Origin of the sequence: Leifsonia sp. EB34, from assembly GCF_041260585.1 — a bacterium.
In the GTDB taxonomy this organism is placed as follows: domain Bacteria; phylum Actinomycetota; class Actinomycetes; order Actinomycetales; family Microbacteriaceae; genus Leifsonia.
Map to the genome: position 1 here is coordinate 1,728,077 of NZ_JBGCCV010000001.1, position 15,371 is coordinate 1,743,447.

Annotated in this window: 19 protein-coding genes and 1 pseudogene; 11 read left to right on the plus strand and 9 right to left on the minus strand. The window is 72.1% G+C overall.

Features of this window, described 5'->3' with window-relative positions:
• Positions 1 to 165: 165 nt before the first annotated feature.
• Genes ABIA36_RS08400 through ABIA36_RS08410 form a run of 3 tightly spaced genes read left to right on the plus strand, consistent with a single transcriptional unit; the run spans position 166 to position 2,237 of the window.
• Positions 166 to 1,194: a serine hydrolase domain-containing protein gene (locus ABIA36_RS08400; protein ID WP_369961839.1), complete on the plus strand. Its 1,029-nt coding sequence runs from the start codon at positions 166 to 168 to the stop codon at positions 1,192 to 1,194.
• A 37-nt stretch (positions 1,195 to 1,231) separates the two neighbouring features.
• On the plus strand, positions 1,232 to 1,633 hold the full coding sequence (locus tag ABIA36_RS08405; RefSeq protein WP_369961840.1) for a DUF6855 family protein: 402 nt from the start codon (positions 1,232 to 1,234) through the stop codon (positions 1,631 to 1,633).
• Positions 1,634 to 1,661: 28 nt separating this feature from the next.
• Positions 1,662 to 2,237, plus strand: coding sequence for a cysteine hydrolase family protein (locus tag ABIA36_RS08410; protein WP_369961841.1), 576 nt, complete (start codon positions 1,662 to 1,664; stop codon positions 2,235 to 2,237).
• A 20-nt stretch (positions 2,238 to 2,257) separates the two neighbouring features.
• On the opposite strand, the pseudogene ABIA36_RS08415 reads toward ABIA36_RS08410, so the two are convergent.
• Positions 2,258 to 2,824 (minus strand): annotated as a pseudogene (locus ABIA36_RS08415) (NUDIX hydrolase); the annotation flags it as partial.
• Here ABIA36_RS08415 and ABIA36_RS08420 point away from each other — a divergent pair.
• Entirely contained in the window at positions 2,757 to 3,386 is a 630-nt protein-coding gene (locus tag ABIA36_RS08420) for a TMEM175 family protein (protein WP_369961842.1), read from the plus strand. The pseudogene ABIA36_RS08415 and the gene ABIA36_RS08420 overlap by 68 nt on opposite strands.
• A 16-nt stretch (positions 3,387 to 3,402) precedes the next feature.
• Positions 3,403 to 3,591 carry a hypothetical protein gene (locus ABIA36_RS08425; protein WP_369961843.1) on the plus strand — a complete coding sequence of 63 codons (189 nt, stop codon included), beginning with the start codon at positions 3,403 to 3,405 and terminating at the stop codon, positions 3,589 to 3,591.
• Between the two features lie 41 nt (positions 3,592 to 3,632).
• Here ABIA36_RS08425 and ABIA36_RS08430 read toward each other — a convergent pair whose 3' ends face one another.
• Positions 3,633 to 3,860: a hypothetical protein gene (locus tag ABIA36_RS08430; RefSeq protein ID WP_369961844.1), complete on the minus strand. Its 228-nt coding sequence runs from the start codon at positions 3,858 to 3,860 to the stop codon at positions 3,633 to 3,635.
• 99 nt (positions 3,861 to 3,959) lie between these two features.
• Between ABIA36_RS08430 and ABIA36_RS08435 the strand changes: the two genes are divergently transcribed.
• The 5 genes from ABIA36_RS08435 to ABIA36_RS08455 all read left to right on the plus strand — a co-directional run bounded on the left by ABIA36_RS08435 (position 3,960) and on the right by ABIA36_RS08455 (position 9,808).
• Positions 3,960 to 4,598, plus strand: a complete 639-nt coding sequence (locus ABIA36_RS08435) for a hypothetical protein (protein WP_369961845.1) — start codon at positions 3,960 to 3,962, stop codon at positions 4,596 to 4,598.
• A 72-nt stretch (positions 4,599 to 4,670) separates the two neighbouring features.
• Complete coding sequence (locus ABIA36_RS08440; RefSeq protein WP_369961846.1) at positions 4,671 to 6,806, plus strand: hypothetical protein; 2,136 nt, start codon at positions 4,671 to 4,673, stop codon at positions 6,804 to 6,806.
• A gap of 82 nt (positions 6,807 to 6,888) precedes the next feature.
• Positions 6,889 to 9,138, plus strand: coding sequence for a glycoside hydrolase family 3 C-terminal domain-containing protein (locus tag ABIA36_RS08445; protein WP_369961847.1), 2,250 nt, complete (start codon positions 6,889 to 6,891; stop codon positions 9,136 to 9,138).
• 68 nt (positions 9,139 to 9,206) lie between these two features.
• Positions 9,207 to 9,431, plus strand: coding sequence for a hypothetical protein (locus tag ABIA36_RS08450; RefSeq protein ID WP_369961848.1), 225 nt, complete (start codon positions 9,207 to 9,209; stop codon positions 9,429 to 9,431).
• On the plus strand, positions 9,428 to 9,808 hold the full coding sequence (locus ABIA36_RS08455) for a hypothetical protein (protein WP_369961850.1): 381 nt from the start codon (positions 9,428 to 9,430) through the stop codon (positions 9,806 to 9,808). The genes ABIA36_RS08450 and ABIA36_RS08455 overlap by 4 nt, the downstream gene beginning before the upstream one ends.
• A gap of 128 nt (positions 9,809 to 9,936) precedes the next feature.
• On the opposite strand, the gene ABIA36_RS08460 is transcribed toward ABIA36_RS08455, so the two are convergent.
• The 3 genes from ABIA36_RS08460 to ABIA36_RS08470 all read right to left on the minus strand — a co-directional run bounded on the left by ABIA36_RS08460 (position 9,937) and on the right by ABIA36_RS08470 (position 11,284).
• Entirely contained in the window at positions 9,937 to 10,137 is a 201-nt protein-coding gene (locus tag ABIA36_RS08460; protein WP_369961851.1) for a hypothetical protein, read from the minus strand.
• A 66-nt stretch (positions 10,138 to 10,203) separates the two neighbouring features.
• The gene (locus ABIA36_RS08465) at positions 10,204 to 10,506 is read right to left on the minus strand and encodes a hypothetical protein (RefSeq protein ID WP_369961852.1); all 303 of its coding nucleotides are present in this window, start codon (positions 10,504 to 10,506) and stop codon (positions 10,204 to 10,206) included.
• Positions 10,507 to 10,633: 127 nt separating this feature from the next.
• Positions 10,634 to 11,284 (minus strand): HAD family hydrolase, encoded by a 651-nt coding sequence (locus tag ABIA36_RS08470; RefSeq protein ID WP_369961853.1) that lies wholly within the window; start codon positions 11,282 to 11,284, stop codon positions 10,634 to 10,636.
• Positions 11,285 to 11,361: 77 nt separating this feature from the next.
• Between ABIA36_RS08470 and ABIA36_RS08475 the strand changes: the two genes are divergently transcribed.
• Positions 11,362 to 12,171 (plus strand): SDR family oxidoreductase, encoded by an 810-nt coding sequence (locus tag ABIA36_RS08475; protein ID WP_369961854.1) that lies wholly within the window; start codon positions 11,362 to 11,364, stop codon positions 12,169 to 12,171.
• A gap of 16 nt (positions 12,172 to 12,187) precedes the next feature.
• Here ABIA36_RS08475 and ABIA36_RS08480 read toward each other — a convergent pair whose 3' ends face one another.
• From ABIA36_RS08480 to ABIA36_RS08495, 4 genes are all read right to left on the minus strand, one after another.
• A complete protein-coding gene (locus tag ABIA36_RS08480) occupies positions 12,188 to 12,373 on the minus strand; it encodes a hypothetical protein (RefSeq protein ID WP_369961855.1) in 186 nt (61 codons plus the stop codon).
• A gap of 153 nt (positions 12,374 to 12,526) precedes the next feature.
• Positions 12,527 to 13,039 carry a GNAT family N-acetyltransferase gene (locus ABIA36_RS08485; RefSeq protein ID WP_369961856.1) on the minus strand — a complete coding sequence of 171 codons (513 nt, stop codon included), beginning with the start codon at positions 13,037 to 13,039 and terminating at the stop codon, positions 12,527 to 12,529.
• A 93-nt stretch (positions 13,040 to 13,132) separates the two neighbouring features.
• On the minus strand, positions 13,133 to 14,152 hold the full coding sequence (locus ABIA36_RS08490) for a Gfo/Idh/MocA family protein (RefSeq protein ID WP_369961858.1): 1,020 nt from the start codon (positions 14,150 to 14,152) through the stop codon (positions 13,133 to 13,135).
• A 104-nt stretch (positions 14,153 to 14,256) separates the two neighbouring features.
• Positions 14,257 to 15,255 (minus strand): Gfo/Idh/MocA family protein, encoded by a 999-nt coding sequence (locus ABIA36_RS08495; protein WP_369961859.1) that lies wholly within the window; start codon positions 15,253 to 15,255, stop codon positions 14,257 to 14,259.
• Positions 15,256 to 15,371: the final 116 nt, after the last annotated feature.

The window sequence follows — 15,371 nt, forward strand, 5'->3', positions numbered from 1 at the left end:
TTCCTTGAGAGTCTCTGCTGTGGGTGGTGCTGTGGGTGGTGCTGTGGGTGGTGCTTCGGTTGATCTGTATTCTGTATACAGTAGGCAGATGACGAATGCAAGTGTTCGGGCGGCCGCGGAAAGCCACGCCTTGCATGCGTTCCCGCCGCACGCGATGATGCGGTCATGCCCGACTTCCGCCGCGTCCTCGACCTCGTGGACGCCCGCGGGGGCGCGTCGTGGCTCACCGTGGTCCATGGTGGGGAGGTCGTCCTCGACCGCCGGGTCGGGTGCGACGGCGACGCCCTGTTCTACACGTTCTCGGTGAGCAAGCCCTTCGTGGCGCTCGCCGTCCACCTGCTCGCCGAGCGCGGGATGCTGCGCCTGGACGACCCCGTCGCCGCGCACTGGCCGGCGTACGCGCGCGGCGGCAAGTCCGACATCACCATTCGGCACGTCCTGACGCATCGGGCAGGCGTGCCGTACTCGACCGGCACCCTGCTGGGCGACACGGTGCGGATGACCGACCCGCGGCGGTCCGTCGCGGCCGCCGAGGACGCGCGTCCGCGCTGGGCAGCGGGCGAGGTAGTGGGGTATCACGTGCTGAGCTTCGGCTTCATCCTCGGCGAGCTGGTGCGCCGGGTCGCCGGGATGCCGCCGGAGCGCTTCATCGCCGAGAACCTCCTGCGGCCCGCCGGACTGACCGAGACGACCCTCGGCCTCCCGGTCGCTCAGTCCGGGCGCGCCGTCCCGCTGCGCGCGCTGAGCGCTCCCGAACGAGCGCGCACCCTCCTCTTCAACCGGCCGCGCACGCGCGCCGTGCCGGTGCCGGCCGCCGCGGTGAGCACCAACGGCCGCGAGCTGGCCGAGTTCTATCGGATGCTGCTCGCGGGCGGCGAGGGCGTCCTCCGGCCGGAGACCATCGCCGCCGCACGGGCCGTCTCCAGCGACGGCGAGCCCGACCGGATCATGGGTCACCCCGTCCGCTGGGCGCACGGCTTCCAGCTCGGCGGCCCGATCGGCCTGGCGCGGCCGACCGGCTCCCGTGCGGACCCGCGCACGTTCGGCCACAACGGCAGCAGCATCTGCAACGTCTGGGCGGACCCGGTGCGGGACATCGTGCTGGCCTACCTGACCAACACGGCCGACGAGCGCCGCCGCGCCCTCCGGCACCTCAGCGATGTGAGCGACGCGGTACTGGTCGCCTGCGACTGAGCGGGTCCAGACTTCTCGCAGAAGCACAGGAGGAACCATGAGCGCAGGCACGAAGGACGACCCGTGGCGGCTGACCACGGCGCCGGGAACCTCGGAGTACACGATGTACCGCGACGACGAGGCCGACCCGCCGGCGCTGGTCTGCCAGGTCGGCGCGACACGCCTCAGCTATCGCGCGAGCGCGATCGACGACCTCGCGGCGTGGCTGCGGGAGCAGGGCGGCTGGGTGCCGCTGGGCGCCGCGGACGAGAACAAGCCGGTGGTCGCCGGCACGATCGAGGCCTGGGCCCGCGACCCGGTCAACCCGGTGGGCGGCTGGTACGGGCTGCGCAAGGGCTACCGCGGCCGGTTCGGGATGTACCTCCCGCCGCTGCTGGAGCAGCTGGGGCTGATCGAGCTGACGCACGAGCCGCGCAACAACCGGGCGCGGGCGAAGTAGGCGGCACAGAGCGAGGTAGTTTATCCATGTGAACGACCTCGCCCTCACCCCCGCCTCGACCGCCCTCCTGCTCATGGACCTGCAGCCGGGAATCCTCGGCCGCGTGCCCGACTCGGACACCTTCCTCGCCGGACTCGTGCGGGCTCGCGAGGCCGCCCGTTCCGCGGGCATGACCGTCGGCTACGTCCGGGTCGCCCTCACCGCGGAGGAGGCGGCCGTCGTCCCGTCGCGCTCGCGCTTCGCCGGCGCGGCCGAGCGGCTGGACGCGAGCCGTCCCGAGACGCAGATCGACCCGCGCATCGCGCCCGCGGACGGCGAGATCGTCGTCCGCAAGAAGCGCGTGGGCGCGTTCAGCACCACCGACCTGAAGGAGCAGCTCGACGCCCGCGGGGTCGACACCCTGGTCCTCGCCGGGGTCGCCACGAGCGGCGTCGTCCTCTCGACCGTGCGCGACGCCTCGGACCGGGACTACCGGCTGGTGGTGCTGGAGGACGGCTGCTGGGACTCCGACCCCGAGGTCCACCGGGTGCTCACCGCGAAGGTGTTCGCCCGCGGCGGCGTGATCGTGACCAGCATCGAGGACTTCATCGAGTCGCTCGCGTAGCGGACGACCTCCGCGAGCCCCGGCGCGAGGTCGCCGGCGGGCTGCGGGCCGTCCAGCTCGTCCACCGGCAGCCAGTACAGCTCCTGCGACTCGTCCTCGCCAGGTCTGCCGGCCGGGTCGGTGGTCGCGACGAAGGCGTAGACGATGTCGGTGTGCGCGTGCTCGTCGGTGATCGGGTGCACGTCGACGAGCAGCGGTGTCGGCAGCACGGCGATGCCCTCCGCGCGCTCGATCCGGTGCGCGGGCTGGAGCAGCAGCAACTGCTCCAGGTCGTAGCCGGACTCCTCGCGCAGCTCGTGGGCGACCGCCGCCCACGGGTCCTCCGCGCGCTCGACGTGGCCGCCCGGCTGCATCAGCAGGCCGCGCTTGCGGTGGCGGTGCACGAGCACGTGGGTGCGCCCCTCCAGCTCGCGCAGGATGAGAGCGCTCGCGGTGAGGTCGTACTCGCCGGGACCGGTGTTGAGATGCGGCATCCCCTCAGTCTGACCGATCCTCGCCGAACTCGGGCATGATGTGCGTATGGCGGTGATTCGGACGGAGCGGGGGCTCGACCGGCTGGTCAACTTCTCGGACGCGACCGTTGCCATCGCGATCACGCTGCTGATCCTGCCGCTCGTGGATGCCGCATCCGAGATCGCCCACGAGAGCTTCGGCACGTTCATCTCCCGCAACTTCTGGCAACTGCTCGCCTTCGCCATCTCGTTCGCGGTCATCGCGCGCTTCTGGATGGTCCACCACCGGGTGTTCGAGTGGGTGCGCGGCTACGACGGGACCCTCGTCTGGCTCAACTTCCTCTGGCTCGCGACCATCGCGTTCATGCCGTTCACGACCAACGTGCTCTCGAACACCAACGGCCGGCGGCCGGAGGTCTACGCCCTCTACATCGGCAACCTCCTGGCGATCGCGCTGACGATGCAGCTCATCGGCGTCGTGCTCACCCGCCGTCCGGAGCTCGTCCGCGACGAGGCCCGCGGCGCGATGGACTCCACGCGCGGATGGTCGGCGATCATCATCATCGCCGTCAGCCTGGTGCTGGCGGTCCTCGTGCCGGCGGTCGGGATGTTCTGGCTCTTCCTGATGTTCCTTTCGGAGCCGCTGCACCTCGTCCTCCGGAGGCTCTCGCCCAGACCTTCCCAGCCGACGCGCTGAGGGCTATCGTCGCGGCATGCGACCCAAGACCTTTTTCGTGCTCATCGTCATCGCTGCGGCCTACATCCTGGGCTCCCGCGCCGGACGGGAGCGCTACGACCAGATCGTCGAGTCGGTGACCGCGTTCTGGAACAACCCGGACGTCAAGAAGGCGCGCAAGACCGCCAAGAAGCAGGCCGAGAAGGCGCGCAAGCGCTACGCCTGAGCGGTAGCCCCTTCCGGGCTCGCCGCTCAGGGCTCACAGGCTCAGGGCTCGCGGTAGTCGCCCTCGGTGTACTCGCCCTCCGGCGCGTCCGCGGGCTCCTCGACGTCGGTGTACGTCCCCTCGACGTCGGGCTCCGGGCCGGGGTTCTCGTCGGTCTCGGTGTACTGACCGTGGACCGTGCGCTCGTGCGGTCCTTCGTCGTCGGACTCGGTGTAGCTGCCCTCGAGGTTCTCGCGGGCGTCGCCGGTGGGCTCTTCAGGGTTGCTCATACGCAGGAGATTACGCTTTCGCGGCCCGCGCGACCAGAGGTCTGCACAGGCGTGCACTCGCTGTAGACGCCCCGGTCCGCCCCCCGGTACTCTGCGGGCATGGCGCGGTCGCCGTCGGTCTTCGCCAGGCGCGGGCCGACCGTCCTGGAGTTGCGGATCCACGGGATCAAGAACACGCCGCCGGCGGAGATGCTCGGCGTCGCGCCCGGCGACGTGCGCCCGGACCAGGCCGACGAGAACGGCGGCTTCTACGTCCCGACCGCGGATCCGGCCGATCCGGCCGATCCCGCGACGCCGCCGACGGTCATCCGCCGAGAGGCCTACTCGTGGGGGATGCTGGCCCGCTACGGCGGAGGTGCGCTCGTGGCGATCGGGCAGTTCTTCGTACAGCTCGCCTGGCTCCTGATCCTGCCGTTCGGGCTGTGCAACACGGCGTACTGGACGCGCCGCATCCCGGACCAGCCCCGCACCGGCGAGTGGCAGGCGGGACGGGGCGCCGCGTCGCTGCGGGTGTTCGCGCTCGGCCTGACCCTCCTCTACGTCTGCGCGCTCGCCTCGGTGAGTCTGGACCTGGTCGGGACGCAATGCCTGGCCCGGCCGTCGCTGTGCCCGGCGCTGCCCAGCTGGGTGACGGCGTTCTTCACGTCGCCCGGGCTCGATCACCGCGGCATCCGGGTCGCCCTCCTCTCGCTGATCCCCATCGCGGGAGTGCTGCTGCTGTTCTTCGTCTCGCACTAGGCGCGCACCCGCTACGAGGCGGGGATCTTCGGGACGGTCGCGAAGATCCGGACCGCGAGCGACCTCAGCGGCGTGACGGAGGGCCAGGGGGCGACCCCGCGCCGCCCGCTCGCGACCGACGGGTTCTGGGGGATCACCCGGGTGAAGGCGCCGAGCGAGCTGCTGCACACGGCGGCGGCGTTCTTCCTGATGGCGCTGCTGGTCGGCTGGGACGGGGTGTTCTGGACGTGCGCGCCCGCCGGCGTGGACCTCCCCCCGGAGTGCCTGGACCCGGCCAGCACGCCGCTGCTGTCGCGGTGGTGGCTGACGCTGGGCGCCGGCCTGGCCGCGGCCGGGCTGATCGTGGTAGTCGCGCTCGTCGTGCGCAACGTGCACACGACCGTGCGCGGCCGCGCCGAGCGGGCGATGCGGGGCGACGAGCCGGCCGTCCGGGACGCCCGCCGGCACTCGCTCATCCGGTTGAAGCTGCGGCAGCGGGAGGCCGTGGCCGGCTGGGTGCTGCTGGCCGCGATCGGCGTGTACGTCTCGATCGCGGTGGCCGTCGCGCTGCCGGTCGCGACTCCCACCGTGCGCACCGTCGGGCATGCCCCGTCGTTCCTCGGGCTGGTGATCGCGCCCTCCATCGTCCTCGGCGTCCTGCTCGCCATCGCCCTCTCGGCGCTCGGCTGGCGCCGCGGGGTTCCGCGCTGGCTGTCGGTGCTGGTGGTCGCCGTGGGCGGCGTCGCCCTGCTGGTCGCCGTCGTGTCGACCCCGAAGGACCTGCACATCGCGCCGCTCACCACCGCCGCGTACCTGCTCGCGGGCCTTTCGGCCGTGCTGCTCGCCGGGCTGGTGATCTTCTGGCCGATGGGGCGCCGCCGCAGCTTCGCCTACGAGGGCTGGCGCGGCACCGGTCCGGGAGTGATCATGCTGCTCTCGCTCGGGGCCGCCATGCTGCTCTCCACCCTCCTCGTGCTCGGCACGCAGTGCGCGCTCGCCTCGCACGGCGGCCCGACCCCGATCTGCCCGCTGACCCCCGGCGGCCTGACCACCCCGGTCGCCTACCGCACCTTCGGTGAGACGGTGCCGGTGATGGCCGTCCTGCTCGTCCTCTTCGTCCTGGTCGTGGCGCTCCTGCGGATGCGGACCACGCCGCGGCTGACGACACCGGAGACCGTCGGCGGCCGGGCGCTGCGCGAGCCGCTGCACAGCTACCGCGACGGGCGCGTTCCCCGGGTGAAGTCGGCAGGCAAGCTGGACTTCCGGATGCTGAACGCCCGCCGGTCGGCCGCGCTGTTCCACCGCGGCGAGCCGGTGCTCGGCGTCCTCGCCGCACTGCTGGCCCTCGGCGTCACGGCCGCCATCGCCCTCCCGCAAGCGCTGCGCCCGGTGCTCCTCGACCTCGCCCTCCCCGCGCTCGGGGTGATCTCGGTCGCGGCAGTCGTGACCATCGCGGAGAACGCGCTGACGACGAAGGAGCGCCCCATCGGCGTGATGTGGGACCTGATGTGCTTCCTGCCGCGCGCCGGCCACCCGTTCGGGCCGCCCTGCTACGCGGAGCGCGTCATCCCGGAGCTGCGCGACCGCATCGTCGCCTGGCTGGAGGCGGACATCTCCGCGAGCGCGGGGACGGTGGGAGATCGCCGCACCGCAGAGGAGCGCGCCCGCGACGAGCTGCGGGCGCTGACCACGCGCCAGCGCCGCAAGGTCGTCGTCAGCGCGCACAGCCTCGGCGCGGTCCTCGCCGTGTCCACGATCTTCACCCTCGGCGCCGACACCAAGGACGGACTCAAGAACATCGGCCTGCTCACCTACGGCACGCAGCTCCGCGCCTACTTCGGCCGCTTCTTCCCCGAGCTGTTCGGGCCGGCCGCGCTCGGCACCCTCCCGAGCCGCGCGCCGTCGCTGTGGTCGGCCGATCCGTGGCTGAAGCAGGTCGTGGAGGACCACCGGGCGCAGGGGTCGGGGGGTCGCGACCCCGCCGAACGCGACAAGCCGACGCTGCGCGAGCTGCTGACCCAGTCGGACGGCCAGATCGCCTGGGTGAACCTGTGGCGGCGCACCGACTACCTCGGCTTCCCGGACGCGTCCTTCAAGGACAACGAGATCGACCGGGGGGCAGACGAATTCGGGCCGCCGCTCTACCTTGTGAAGGTGGCGACGCATCCCGGCTACCAGGCCTCCACCCAGTACATGACCGGCCTCCGCGACCTCATGCGCCGCCTGTGACGGCCGGGCGGTCCGCGCACCGATCCATAAAACCGAGTGGTGTAAGGTATTGCCACACCCGCGGCCGTATCGAAGGAGAATCATGGTCGACAGCCTGCCCCGCGCATCCGAACTCACCGTCGAGGAGAAGGCGTCGCTCACGAGCGGGCGCAGCTTCTGGGAGACCGAGGGCGTCGAGCGCGCCGGCATCCCGTCGATCTACCTGACCGACGGGCCGCACGGCGTGCGCAAGCAGGCGCAGGGCGGCGACCACCTCGGCATCGGGGACAGCGTCCCGGCCACCTGCTTCCCGCCCGCGGTCGCACTCGGCTCCTCCTGGGACGCCGAGCTCCTCGAGCGGGTCGGGGCGGCACTCGGCGAGGAGGCCAAGGCCGAGGGCGTCGGCGTGCTGCTCGGGCCGGGCATCAACATCAAGCGCTCGCCGCTGTGCGGGCGCAACTTCGAGTACCTCTCCGAGGACCCGATCGTCTCCGGCCGGCTCGGCGCCGCCCTGGTCCGCGGCCTCCAGTCGCAGGGCGTCGGCGCCTCGCTCAAGCACTTCGCCGCCAACAACCAGGAGACCGACCGGCTGCGGGTGAGCGCCGACGTGGACGAGCGGCCGCTGCGGGAGATCTACCTGCGCGGCTTCCAGCACGTCGTCACGCACGCCCGGCCGTGGACGGTCATGTGCTCCTACAACCGCATCAATGGCGTCTACGCGAGCGAGGACCCGTGGCTGCTGACCTCCGTCCTCCGCGACGAGTGGGGCTTCGACGGCCTGGTCGTCTCCGACTGGGGCGCGGTCAACGACCGGGTGAGCGCGCTCGTCGCCGGCCTCGACCTGGAGATGCCGTCCAGCGGCGGCGTCACCGACGCGCAGCTCGTCGCCGCCGTGCGCGGCGGCTCGCTTCCGGAGTCCGTGCTCGACACCGCGGCGGACCGCGTGATCGACCTGGTCGGCAAGGCGCTCGCCGGAGCCGACGGCGACGCGACCTACGATGCGGAGGCGCACCACGCGCTGGCCAGGGAGGTCGCCGGCCGCAGCGTCGTGCTGCTCAAGAACGAGGGCGTCCTCCCGCTCGCCGCGGACGCCGCCCGCACCATCGCGGTGATCGGCGAGTTCGCCCGCACCCCCCGTTACCAGGGCGCAGGCTCCTCGCAGATCGTCCCCACCCGGCTGGACAACGCGCTGGACGAGCTGCACGCGCTCTCCGGCGACGCGACGGTGGTCTTCGCTCCCGGCTACACGCTCGGCGCGGACTCCGACGAGGTGGCGCTGACCGCGGAGGCCGTCTCGGCCGCGTCCGGCGCCGACGATGTCGTGGTGTTCCTCGGCCTCCCGGGCGAGGACGAGTCGGAGGGCTTCGACCGTGAGCACATCGAGCTGCCGCCCGCGCAGACCGGCCTGCTGGAGGCCGTCATCGCCGCGAATCCGCGCGTGACCGTCGTGCTCTCCAACGGCGGCGTCGTACGCGTCTCCGGCTGGGCCGACCGGGTGCCCGCGATCGTGGAGGGCTGGCTGCTCGGCCAGGCCGGCGGCGGCGCGATCGCGGACGTGCTGTTCGGCGTCGTCAACCCGTCGGGACGCCTCGCGGAGACCATCCCGCTGCGGCTGGAGGACACCGCCTCGTACCTCAACTTCCCCGGCGAGAAGGGCCACGTGCGCTACGGCGAGGGCCTCTTCGTCGGCTACCGCGACTTCGACGCGCGCGACGCCGCGGTCTCCTTCCCGTTCGGCCACGGGCTGTCGTACACGACGTTCGCGTTCGGCGTTCCGACCGCGACGGTCACGGGCGAGGGCGGCATCCGCGTGACGGTGGACGTCACCAACACCGGTGACCGCGACGGCCGGGAGGTCGTGCAGGTCTACGTGTCGGTCCCGGCATCCCGGGTGCAGCGGCCGGTGCGCGAGCTGAAGGGCTTCGCGAATCTCGCCGTCGCGGCCGGCGCCACCGAGACGGCTGTGATCGACCTGGCCGCAGAGGACCTCGCCTACTTCGACATCGAGCTCGGCGGCTGGACCGTGGAGGGCGGCGACTACGTCGTGGAGGTCGGGGCGTCGTCCCGCGACCTGCGCGGCTCGGCCGTCGTGACGCTCGCGGGCGACGGCCGAGCAGCGCCGCTGACCGTCCAGTCCACGCTGGGCGAGTGGCTGAGCCACCCCGTCGGCGGCCCCATCCTGATGTCGGCCCTGGCCCAGAGCGCGGAGGCGCAGGGGATGGGCGCCATGCTCAACGATCCGAGCCTGCGCCGGATGGCGGAGTCCATCCCGCTGGTACGGGCGGCGGCGTTCCCGGGCAGCCCGGTCACCGCGGAGCAGCTCGACCAGCTCGTGGCAGCGGCGAACCGGTAGGGTACGCCGCTTTCGGCCGCGGTGAACCCCCTTGCGGGCGCCCGGGGGTCCGGCGTTCCGTGGCCGGTATGAGCGACCAGCGCGAAGACAGGGATGAAGACAGGGATGCGGTCACTGGGCACGACCCGACCAACGGGCTCGCCGGCGACCTCGACGGCGACGACGGCGGAGCCGCCACGCCGACTGCCGACCACAACGTGATCCAGGACGTGATCGCCGACCTCGACCCGGACCGTCCGATGGACGAGGACGACGACTCGGCCACGTCCTACAGCGAGGAGGGCAGACCATGAGCGACACCAGCGGACTCCCGAACACCGACGACCTCGGCGTGCCGGCCGAGGACGATCCGGAGCGCTTCGAGGGCCCGGAGCGCTCCGAGAGCGGAGACCGGACGCGACAGGCAGGCACGGACGGACAGGACGGCGGCGCCGAGCGCGACGCGCAGGCCGCCGAGCCGGATGAAGAGGAGCAGGGGCAGGGCGGCGACGTCTCCGCTCCGCACGAGACCGGGGTCGCGCCCGAGGGCGCCGAGGACGTGACGACGCGCGACACGCAGGGGCCCGCGTCGGAGGGCTCAGGCGGCGCCGAGCCACCGCCCGCGAACTTCGACCCGACCCAGCAGCCGTCCAACCCGGACCTCGTGAAGAACACCGAGCCGCCGGACTGAGAGACCGGCCGCGTGGTCGACCGGCGATCGCCGAACCCGATCGCCCGGCCGCGCGGTCCTCTCGCGGCCCCGTCCATCGTCATCCCGGGCGGGGCCGCTTTCCGATGTCGCGCGAAGGAGTCAGCGCGTCAGCGTCTCCCCGCGCGCCGGCTTCCGTACAGCCACACCCCGCCGACGATCGCGCCGCCCACGAGCATGCCGATCCCGACCTCCAGGATCGACGCGTCGCCGGAGCGGGGCACGATCAGCCCCACCACGAACAGCACGGCGCCGAGGTTGAGCAGCACCGCGGCCACCCAGCCGAGCGTCGTGCGCAGCGCTGCGTTCATTGCGGGTATCGTACGCCGCCCCCGTGAAGGCCCTCGGCCCCCGAGAGCAGGGGCCCCCGGAAGCGGTCAGGCCTCGCCCGGGTGGGCGACCCACGGCGTGGGAGGCTCGTCCAGGGCCTCGTTGATGAGCGCGGCCACCAGGAACTTCCAGTCCGACCCCTCGTGCAGCGTCTCCACGTAGCCGACCGGGATGGCGCCGAAGACCGGCTCGTGCTCCTCGCCCTCCGCGGACACCCGGATCAGAGTCCCCAGCTCCGCGTGCGACTCGTCCAGCACGACCCACTCGCCCGGGGCCTTCTTCTCCACGTGGAAGACGCGCTCCCGATACGGGTAGCGGACGCTCGACATCTCGAGTTCGCTGGCGGACATGGCCTTCCCTCCGTCGGTGGACGTTCTGTGTGAGCATCAAACGCCCGAGTGAGTGTGCTTGGCAAGATGGCCTGCGGCGGGAGCGCACAGCTCAGAGCAGCCGGGTGAACCAGAGCAGCCGATCGAATCAGAGCAGCCGATCGAGTGCCTCCAGCACCGCGGCGGGCCCGTCGAAGACCTCCTGCGCCCCCGCGTCCGTCAACTCGCCCGGTCCGACCCCGCCGCAGAGCACGCCGACCGAGCGGATCCCCGCCCGCCCCGCCGCCGTCATGTCCCACACCGAGTCGCCGACGACCAGCGCCTCGGCGGCGGTGGCGTCCGCGCGGCGCAGGGCGACCTCCAGGATGCCCGGGTCGGGTTTGGCCTGTTCCACGTCGTCGGCGGAGGTGGCCGCGTGCACGGCGTCGTCGGCGTCGATCGCGCGCCGCAGCATCGCCAGTTCGTCCTCGGAGGCGGAGGTCGCGAGCACGACCCGGATGCCGCGGCCGGCGATCGTGCGCAGCAGGTCGGCGGCCCCGTCGAACGCCCGCAGCCGCGGTGCAAGCTCCTGCATGTTCTCCGCGTGCAGTGCCCGTGCCCGGTCGTTCCAGTCGTCGTCGCGCTCGCCCACGACCTCCCTCAGGAGCTGGCCCGAGTCCCGGCCGAGGGCGCGGTGGACGCGCCAGGCGTCGACGGGCGTGCCCAGCTCGGCGAACGCCCGCTGCCAGGCGTCGATGTGGAGGTAGTTCGAGTCGACGAGGGTGCCGTCGACGTCGAAGAGCACGGCGCGGATGGTCATGCCTCCATGTCTTACACCCCTCGCCGCGAGCTCTCATCCCCCTTGCCGCCCGCGGAGGCCGGGGGCAGGGTGCGAGCATGACCCCTCCGGAACTGACCGACCCGCGCACCGCCATCGTGACCGGCTCCGACTCCGGCATCGGGAGGGCGACCGCCGTCGCCCTCGCCCGCGCCGGGATGGACATCGGGGTGACGTGGCACTCCGACGAGGAGGGCGCGGCGGAGACGGCGCGCCTGGTCCGCGCCGAGGGCCGCAGAGCCGAGGTGACGCGCCTCGACACCACCGACGCGCCCGCCTGCGCCGACGTCGTCGACGAGCTCGCGGACCGGCTCGGCGGCTGCGACGTGTTCGTGAACAACGCGGGCGTGAACGGCGGGCCGCCCTTCTTCGACACCGACTGGGACACCTGGCGGCGGACGCTGCTGGCCGACCTCGACGGCCCGTTCGCCTGCATCCAGCGGATCGCCCGGCGGATGGTCGACGCCGGCCGCGGCGGCCGGATCATCGGCGTGACCAGCGTCCACGAGCATCAGCCGCGGGTCGGCTCCGCCGCCTACGATGCCGCCAAGCACGGCCTCGGCGGCCTCCTCAAGACGCTCGCCCTGGAGCTCGGCGAGTACGGCATCACCTGCAACGCCGTCGCGCCCGGCGAGATCGCCACCCCGATGAACGACGCCGAAGACGTCGACGCGCGCCAGGTGCACCGCCCGGGCGTCCCGCTCGGCCGGCCCGGCGCCCCGGAGGAGGTCGCCGCCGTGATCGCCTTCCTGGCCTCGCCCGCCGCATCGTACGTCACGGGCGCGTCGTGGACCGTCGACGGCGGGATGCTGCAGATGGGTCCGCAGGCCGGCTCGCACCTGCCCTCCGACGACTGGCGGCGCACGTGATCGGTTGAAAAACCGATCAGTTGAAGATGGCCCACTCGGCGCGGCTGATCTTGGCGCGCTGGCCGTTGATCACGAGGTACCAGCTCTCCTCGTCGCGGTGGAGGTACTGGGCGAGCATGGTGGTGTACCGCCACTCGCCGTTCACCTGGCTCCAGCGGATCAGGGAGATGAGCTGCCCTTGACGCAAGTAGGGCACCGCCACGAAGTCATCGTGTCGCGCATGTTCGGGACCGCCGATGGGCCGCCCCGTCCTCGGAGTGCTCATGCGTCACTTTAACCCCACGGGACGCGGTTTGGGAACAGTTTCAATGCTGTTGAAATGAAATAGATTTCGTGTCAATCATCGAAGTATTCGCTACTCCAGTCGACGGCTCCACACCGTGAGCGGGCGGCCGTCGACGTGCGTCCCCGAGCGGAAGCGCGTGAACCCGCAGCGCTCCGCGACGGCCTCGCTGGCCGCGTTCCCGTCGAGGGTGCTGAGCCACACGATGCGCTCGCCCTGGGCGCCGAGCCACGCCGAGAGCGCGGCCACGGCACCGGTGACGAGCCCGCGTCCGCGCGCCTCCGGGCGGAGGGCGTAGAAGACCTCGAAGCCGTCCGCCGACCTTCCGAAACCGGCAGTCCCGAGGGCGTCGCCCGCCTCGTCGATGACGTACCGGATGCCGTGGCGGCCGTCGGCGGCGCGCACGTTGCGCTGGGCGCGGAGGCGGGCGCCCGCCTCGTCGAGGTCGGCCGGGTACATGGTCCAGGTCGGGACGTCGTGGACGCGGGCCAGCGTCAGCTCGACGCCCCAGTCGTCCTCCTCCAGCCGCCGCAGCACGACCCCGTCATGCCCGTCGAGGGGGAGCCGCACCGGAAACGCATCCACCCCCCGACCCTACCGAAGCCGGAAACAGCCGAGTACGCGAATAGTCTGCGTACTCGGCTGTTTCCGGCCGATTTCGGGCGTAGTCGACGGGGGTCAGCGAGTGGGGGACAGGGCGGGGATCGTGGCGACGGCGCGCGTGCGCACGGACTCGTAGGCGCCGAGGATGATGCCGAGCACCTCGACACCCTCCTTCTGCGTGTGCAGTGGCCGGGTGCCGTCGAGGATGCTGCGGGCGAAGTGGTTCAGCTCCTCGCCGAACTGGTGCACCGGCTCCAGCGCGATCACGGTCGGCTCGGCCTCCCCGCGCTTCTTGAGCGTGAGCGTCGTGCCGTCGCTGGTGAGGCTGCCGAGCTCTCCGACGGCCGAGAACTTCTCGGTGCCCGGCGCCGCCTCGTAGGCCCAGCTCGTGACGACGGTGCCGATCACCCCGTTGTCGAAGCGGACCAGCACGGTCGCGGAGTCCTCGCCCTCCATGAACGACAGGCGGTGCGTGGCGAGCATGGCCGTGACCTCGACCGGGGCGCCTCCGGCCAGGTGCAGCAGCAGGTAGGTCGGGTGGTAGCCGGTGTCGATCAGCTCGCCGCCGCCCGAGGTCGACGCGTGCGCGCGCCAGCCCATGTTCGCCGGGTCGAAGTCGTTGAAGAAGGAGTCGGTCGTGCGCACCTCGTAGACGCGGCCGATCGCGCCGGACTCGATGAGCTCCTTCGCCCGGGCGACGGCCGGGAGGAAGAGCTGGTTGTGCGCGCACATCAGGGTGACGCCGGCCTCCTCGACCGCGGCGGAGACCTCGGCGGCCTCCTCGGGGGTGAGGCAGAGCGGCTTCTCGCAGAGGATGTGCTTGCCGGCTCGTGCGGCCGCCACGATGGCGTCCTTGTGGAGGTGGTGCGGGAGGCAGATGTCGACGGCGTCGATGTCCGCCTCGGCGAGCATGACGCGGTAGTCGGCGTAGATCGCCGCTCCCGCTGCCTCCGCGCGCTTTTCCGCGCTCTCGCGCACCGGGTCGGCCACGGCCGCGAAGGTGATGACGTCGGGGTTGCGGAGGTAGCCCTCCACGTGAGCGCCGGCGATGCCGCCTGCGCCGATGAGCCCGATACGAACGGTCTTGCTGGACATAGAAGTCTCCAAAGCGTCGAGGGGCACGTAGACGCCCCTGAAAGTGCCGGATGGGGGCGTTGATGTGCCCCTCGGCGTGATGTTGTGTGGGTGAGTAGCGCGGGTCAGCGGGTCGCAGCGGGCACGGCGGGTGCGACGGGCCGCCCCTCGGCGGCGGAGGCGTTCGCGGCGACCACGACGCGGGTGAGCGCGAGCGCGTGGTCGAGGTTCGCGTCGGCCCTGCTGCCGTCGTGGATGCGGCGCACCCACTCGTCGAACGCGCCCGGGCCGTCGTCGGGCACCGGCAGCTCCTGCCAGCCGTCGCCGGTGTTCAGGAACAGGCCGCCTGCGGCCCCGCCGTACGAGAGCGCGCCGCGGGTGCCGCGCAGCTCGATGGCGAAGTCTCCCGGGGTCTGCACGAGGCTCGCCTCGATGACGCCGATCCGGCCGCCGTCGAACTCGGCCGTGACCACGGCGTTGTCGTCGACCTCCCGGCCGGTGAGGCTCGCGTATGTCGCGGTGACCCGCTGCGGCTCGCTCCGGTGGAAGAGGCGGGTGAGGTAGATCGGGTGGCAGCCCAGGTCGGTCAGGGCGCCGCCGTAGGCCTCCGCGAGGTTCCCGAACCGGTCGGGCAGCCAGCCCGCGATCCAGCCGTCGTGCGCGAGACGCACCCGGCTGTAGGCCAGCTCGCCGAGCGTTCCCGCGTCGAGGACCTCCTCGATCGCGGCGGTGTAGCCGTGGTGGAGGCGGGGGAGCGAGACCACGAGCGACACGCCCGCGGCGTCGGCGGTGGCGACGAGCGCGTCGGCGTCGGCAACGGTCGGCGCGAGCACCTTCTCGGTGAACACGTGCTTGCCCGCGGCGATGGCGCGCGAGATCACGTCGACGTGCTGGTCGGTGGAGGTGGTGACGGTGACCCCGTCGAGGGAGTCGCGGGCGAGCAGTTCGTCCAGGTCGGCGACGAACTCGACGCCGAACTTCTCGGCGGCCTCCCGGCCGCGTTCGGGGTCGTCGTCCCAGATGGCGACGAGGGTGGTGCCGGGATGCTCCTGGGCGTCGCGGGCGTAATCGCGCCCGTGGACGTGCCAGAAGCCGAGCGCAGCGACAGTGAGTGGTTGGGACATGCCTGTGAAGGCCTCCTTGCCTGGTATTCGATGCGCGCGAACCCGACCAGCTTAACCACTTCTCGGTGTCCGCCGCACGTCTTTTGCCGGATTGCCAGCAGAAGTCGCGCGGTCGG

Coding starts and splice junctions, on each gene's coding strand:
- ABIA36_RS08400 (WP_369961839.1), top strand. CDS start 166: ATGCCCGACTTCCGCCGCGTCCTCGACCTCGTGGACGCCCGCGGGGGC.
- ABIA36_RS08405 (WP_369961840.1), top strand. CDS start 1,232: ATGAGCGCAGGCACGAAGGACGACCCGTGGCGGCTGACCACGGCGCCG.
- ABIA36_RS08420 (WP_369961842.1), top strand. CDS start 2,757: ATGGCGGTGATTCGGACGGAGCGGGGGCTCGACCGGCTGGTCAACTTC.
- ABIA36_RS08425 (WP_369961843.1), top strand. CDS start 3,403: ATGCGACCCAAGACCTTTTTCGTGCTCATCGTCATCGCTGCGGCCTAC.
- ABIA36_RS08430 (WP_369961844.1), bottom strand. CDS start 3,860: ATGAGCAACCCTGAAGAGCCCACCGGCGACGCCCGCGAGAACCTCGAG.
- ABIA36_RS08435 (WP_369961845.1), top strand. CDS start 3,960: ATGGCGCGGTCGCCGTCGGTCTTCGCCAGGCGCGGGCCGACCGTCCTG.
- ABIA36_RS08445 (WP_369961847.1), top strand. CDS start 6,889: ATGGTCGACAGCCTGCCCCGCGCATCCGAACTCACCGTCGAGGAGAAG.
- ABIA36_RS08450 (WP_369961848.1), top strand. CDS start 9,207: ATGAGCGACCAGCGCGAAGACAGGGATGAAGACAGGGATGCGGTCACT.
- ABIA36_RS08455 (WP_369961850.1), top strand. CDS start 9,428: ATGAGCGACACCAGCGGACTCCCGAACACCGACGACCTCGGCGTGCCG.
- ABIA36_RS08460 (WP_369961851.1), bottom strand. CDS start 10,137: ATGAACGCAGCGCTGCGCACGACGCTCGGCTGGGTGGCCGCGGTGCTG.
- ABIA36_RS08465 (WP_369961852.1), bottom strand. CDS start 10,506: ATGTCCGCCAGCGAACTCGAGATGTCGAGCGTCCGCTACCCGTATCGG.
- ABIA36_RS08470 (WP_369961853.1), bottom strand. CDS start 11,284: ATGACCATCCGCGCCGTGCTCTTCGACGTCGACGGCACCCTCGTCGAC.
- ABIA36_RS08475 (WP_369961854.1), top strand. CDS start 11,362: ATGACCCCTCCGGAACTGACCGACCCGCGCACCGCCATCGTGACCGGC.
- ABIA36_RS08490 (WP_369961858.1), bottom strand. CDS start 14,152: ATGTCCAGCAAGACCGTTCGTATCGGGCTCATCGGCGCAGGCGGCATC.
- ABIA36_RS08495 (WP_369961859.1), bottom strand. CDS start 15,255: ATGTCCCAACCACTCACTGTCGCTGCGCTCGGCTTCTGGCACGTCCAC.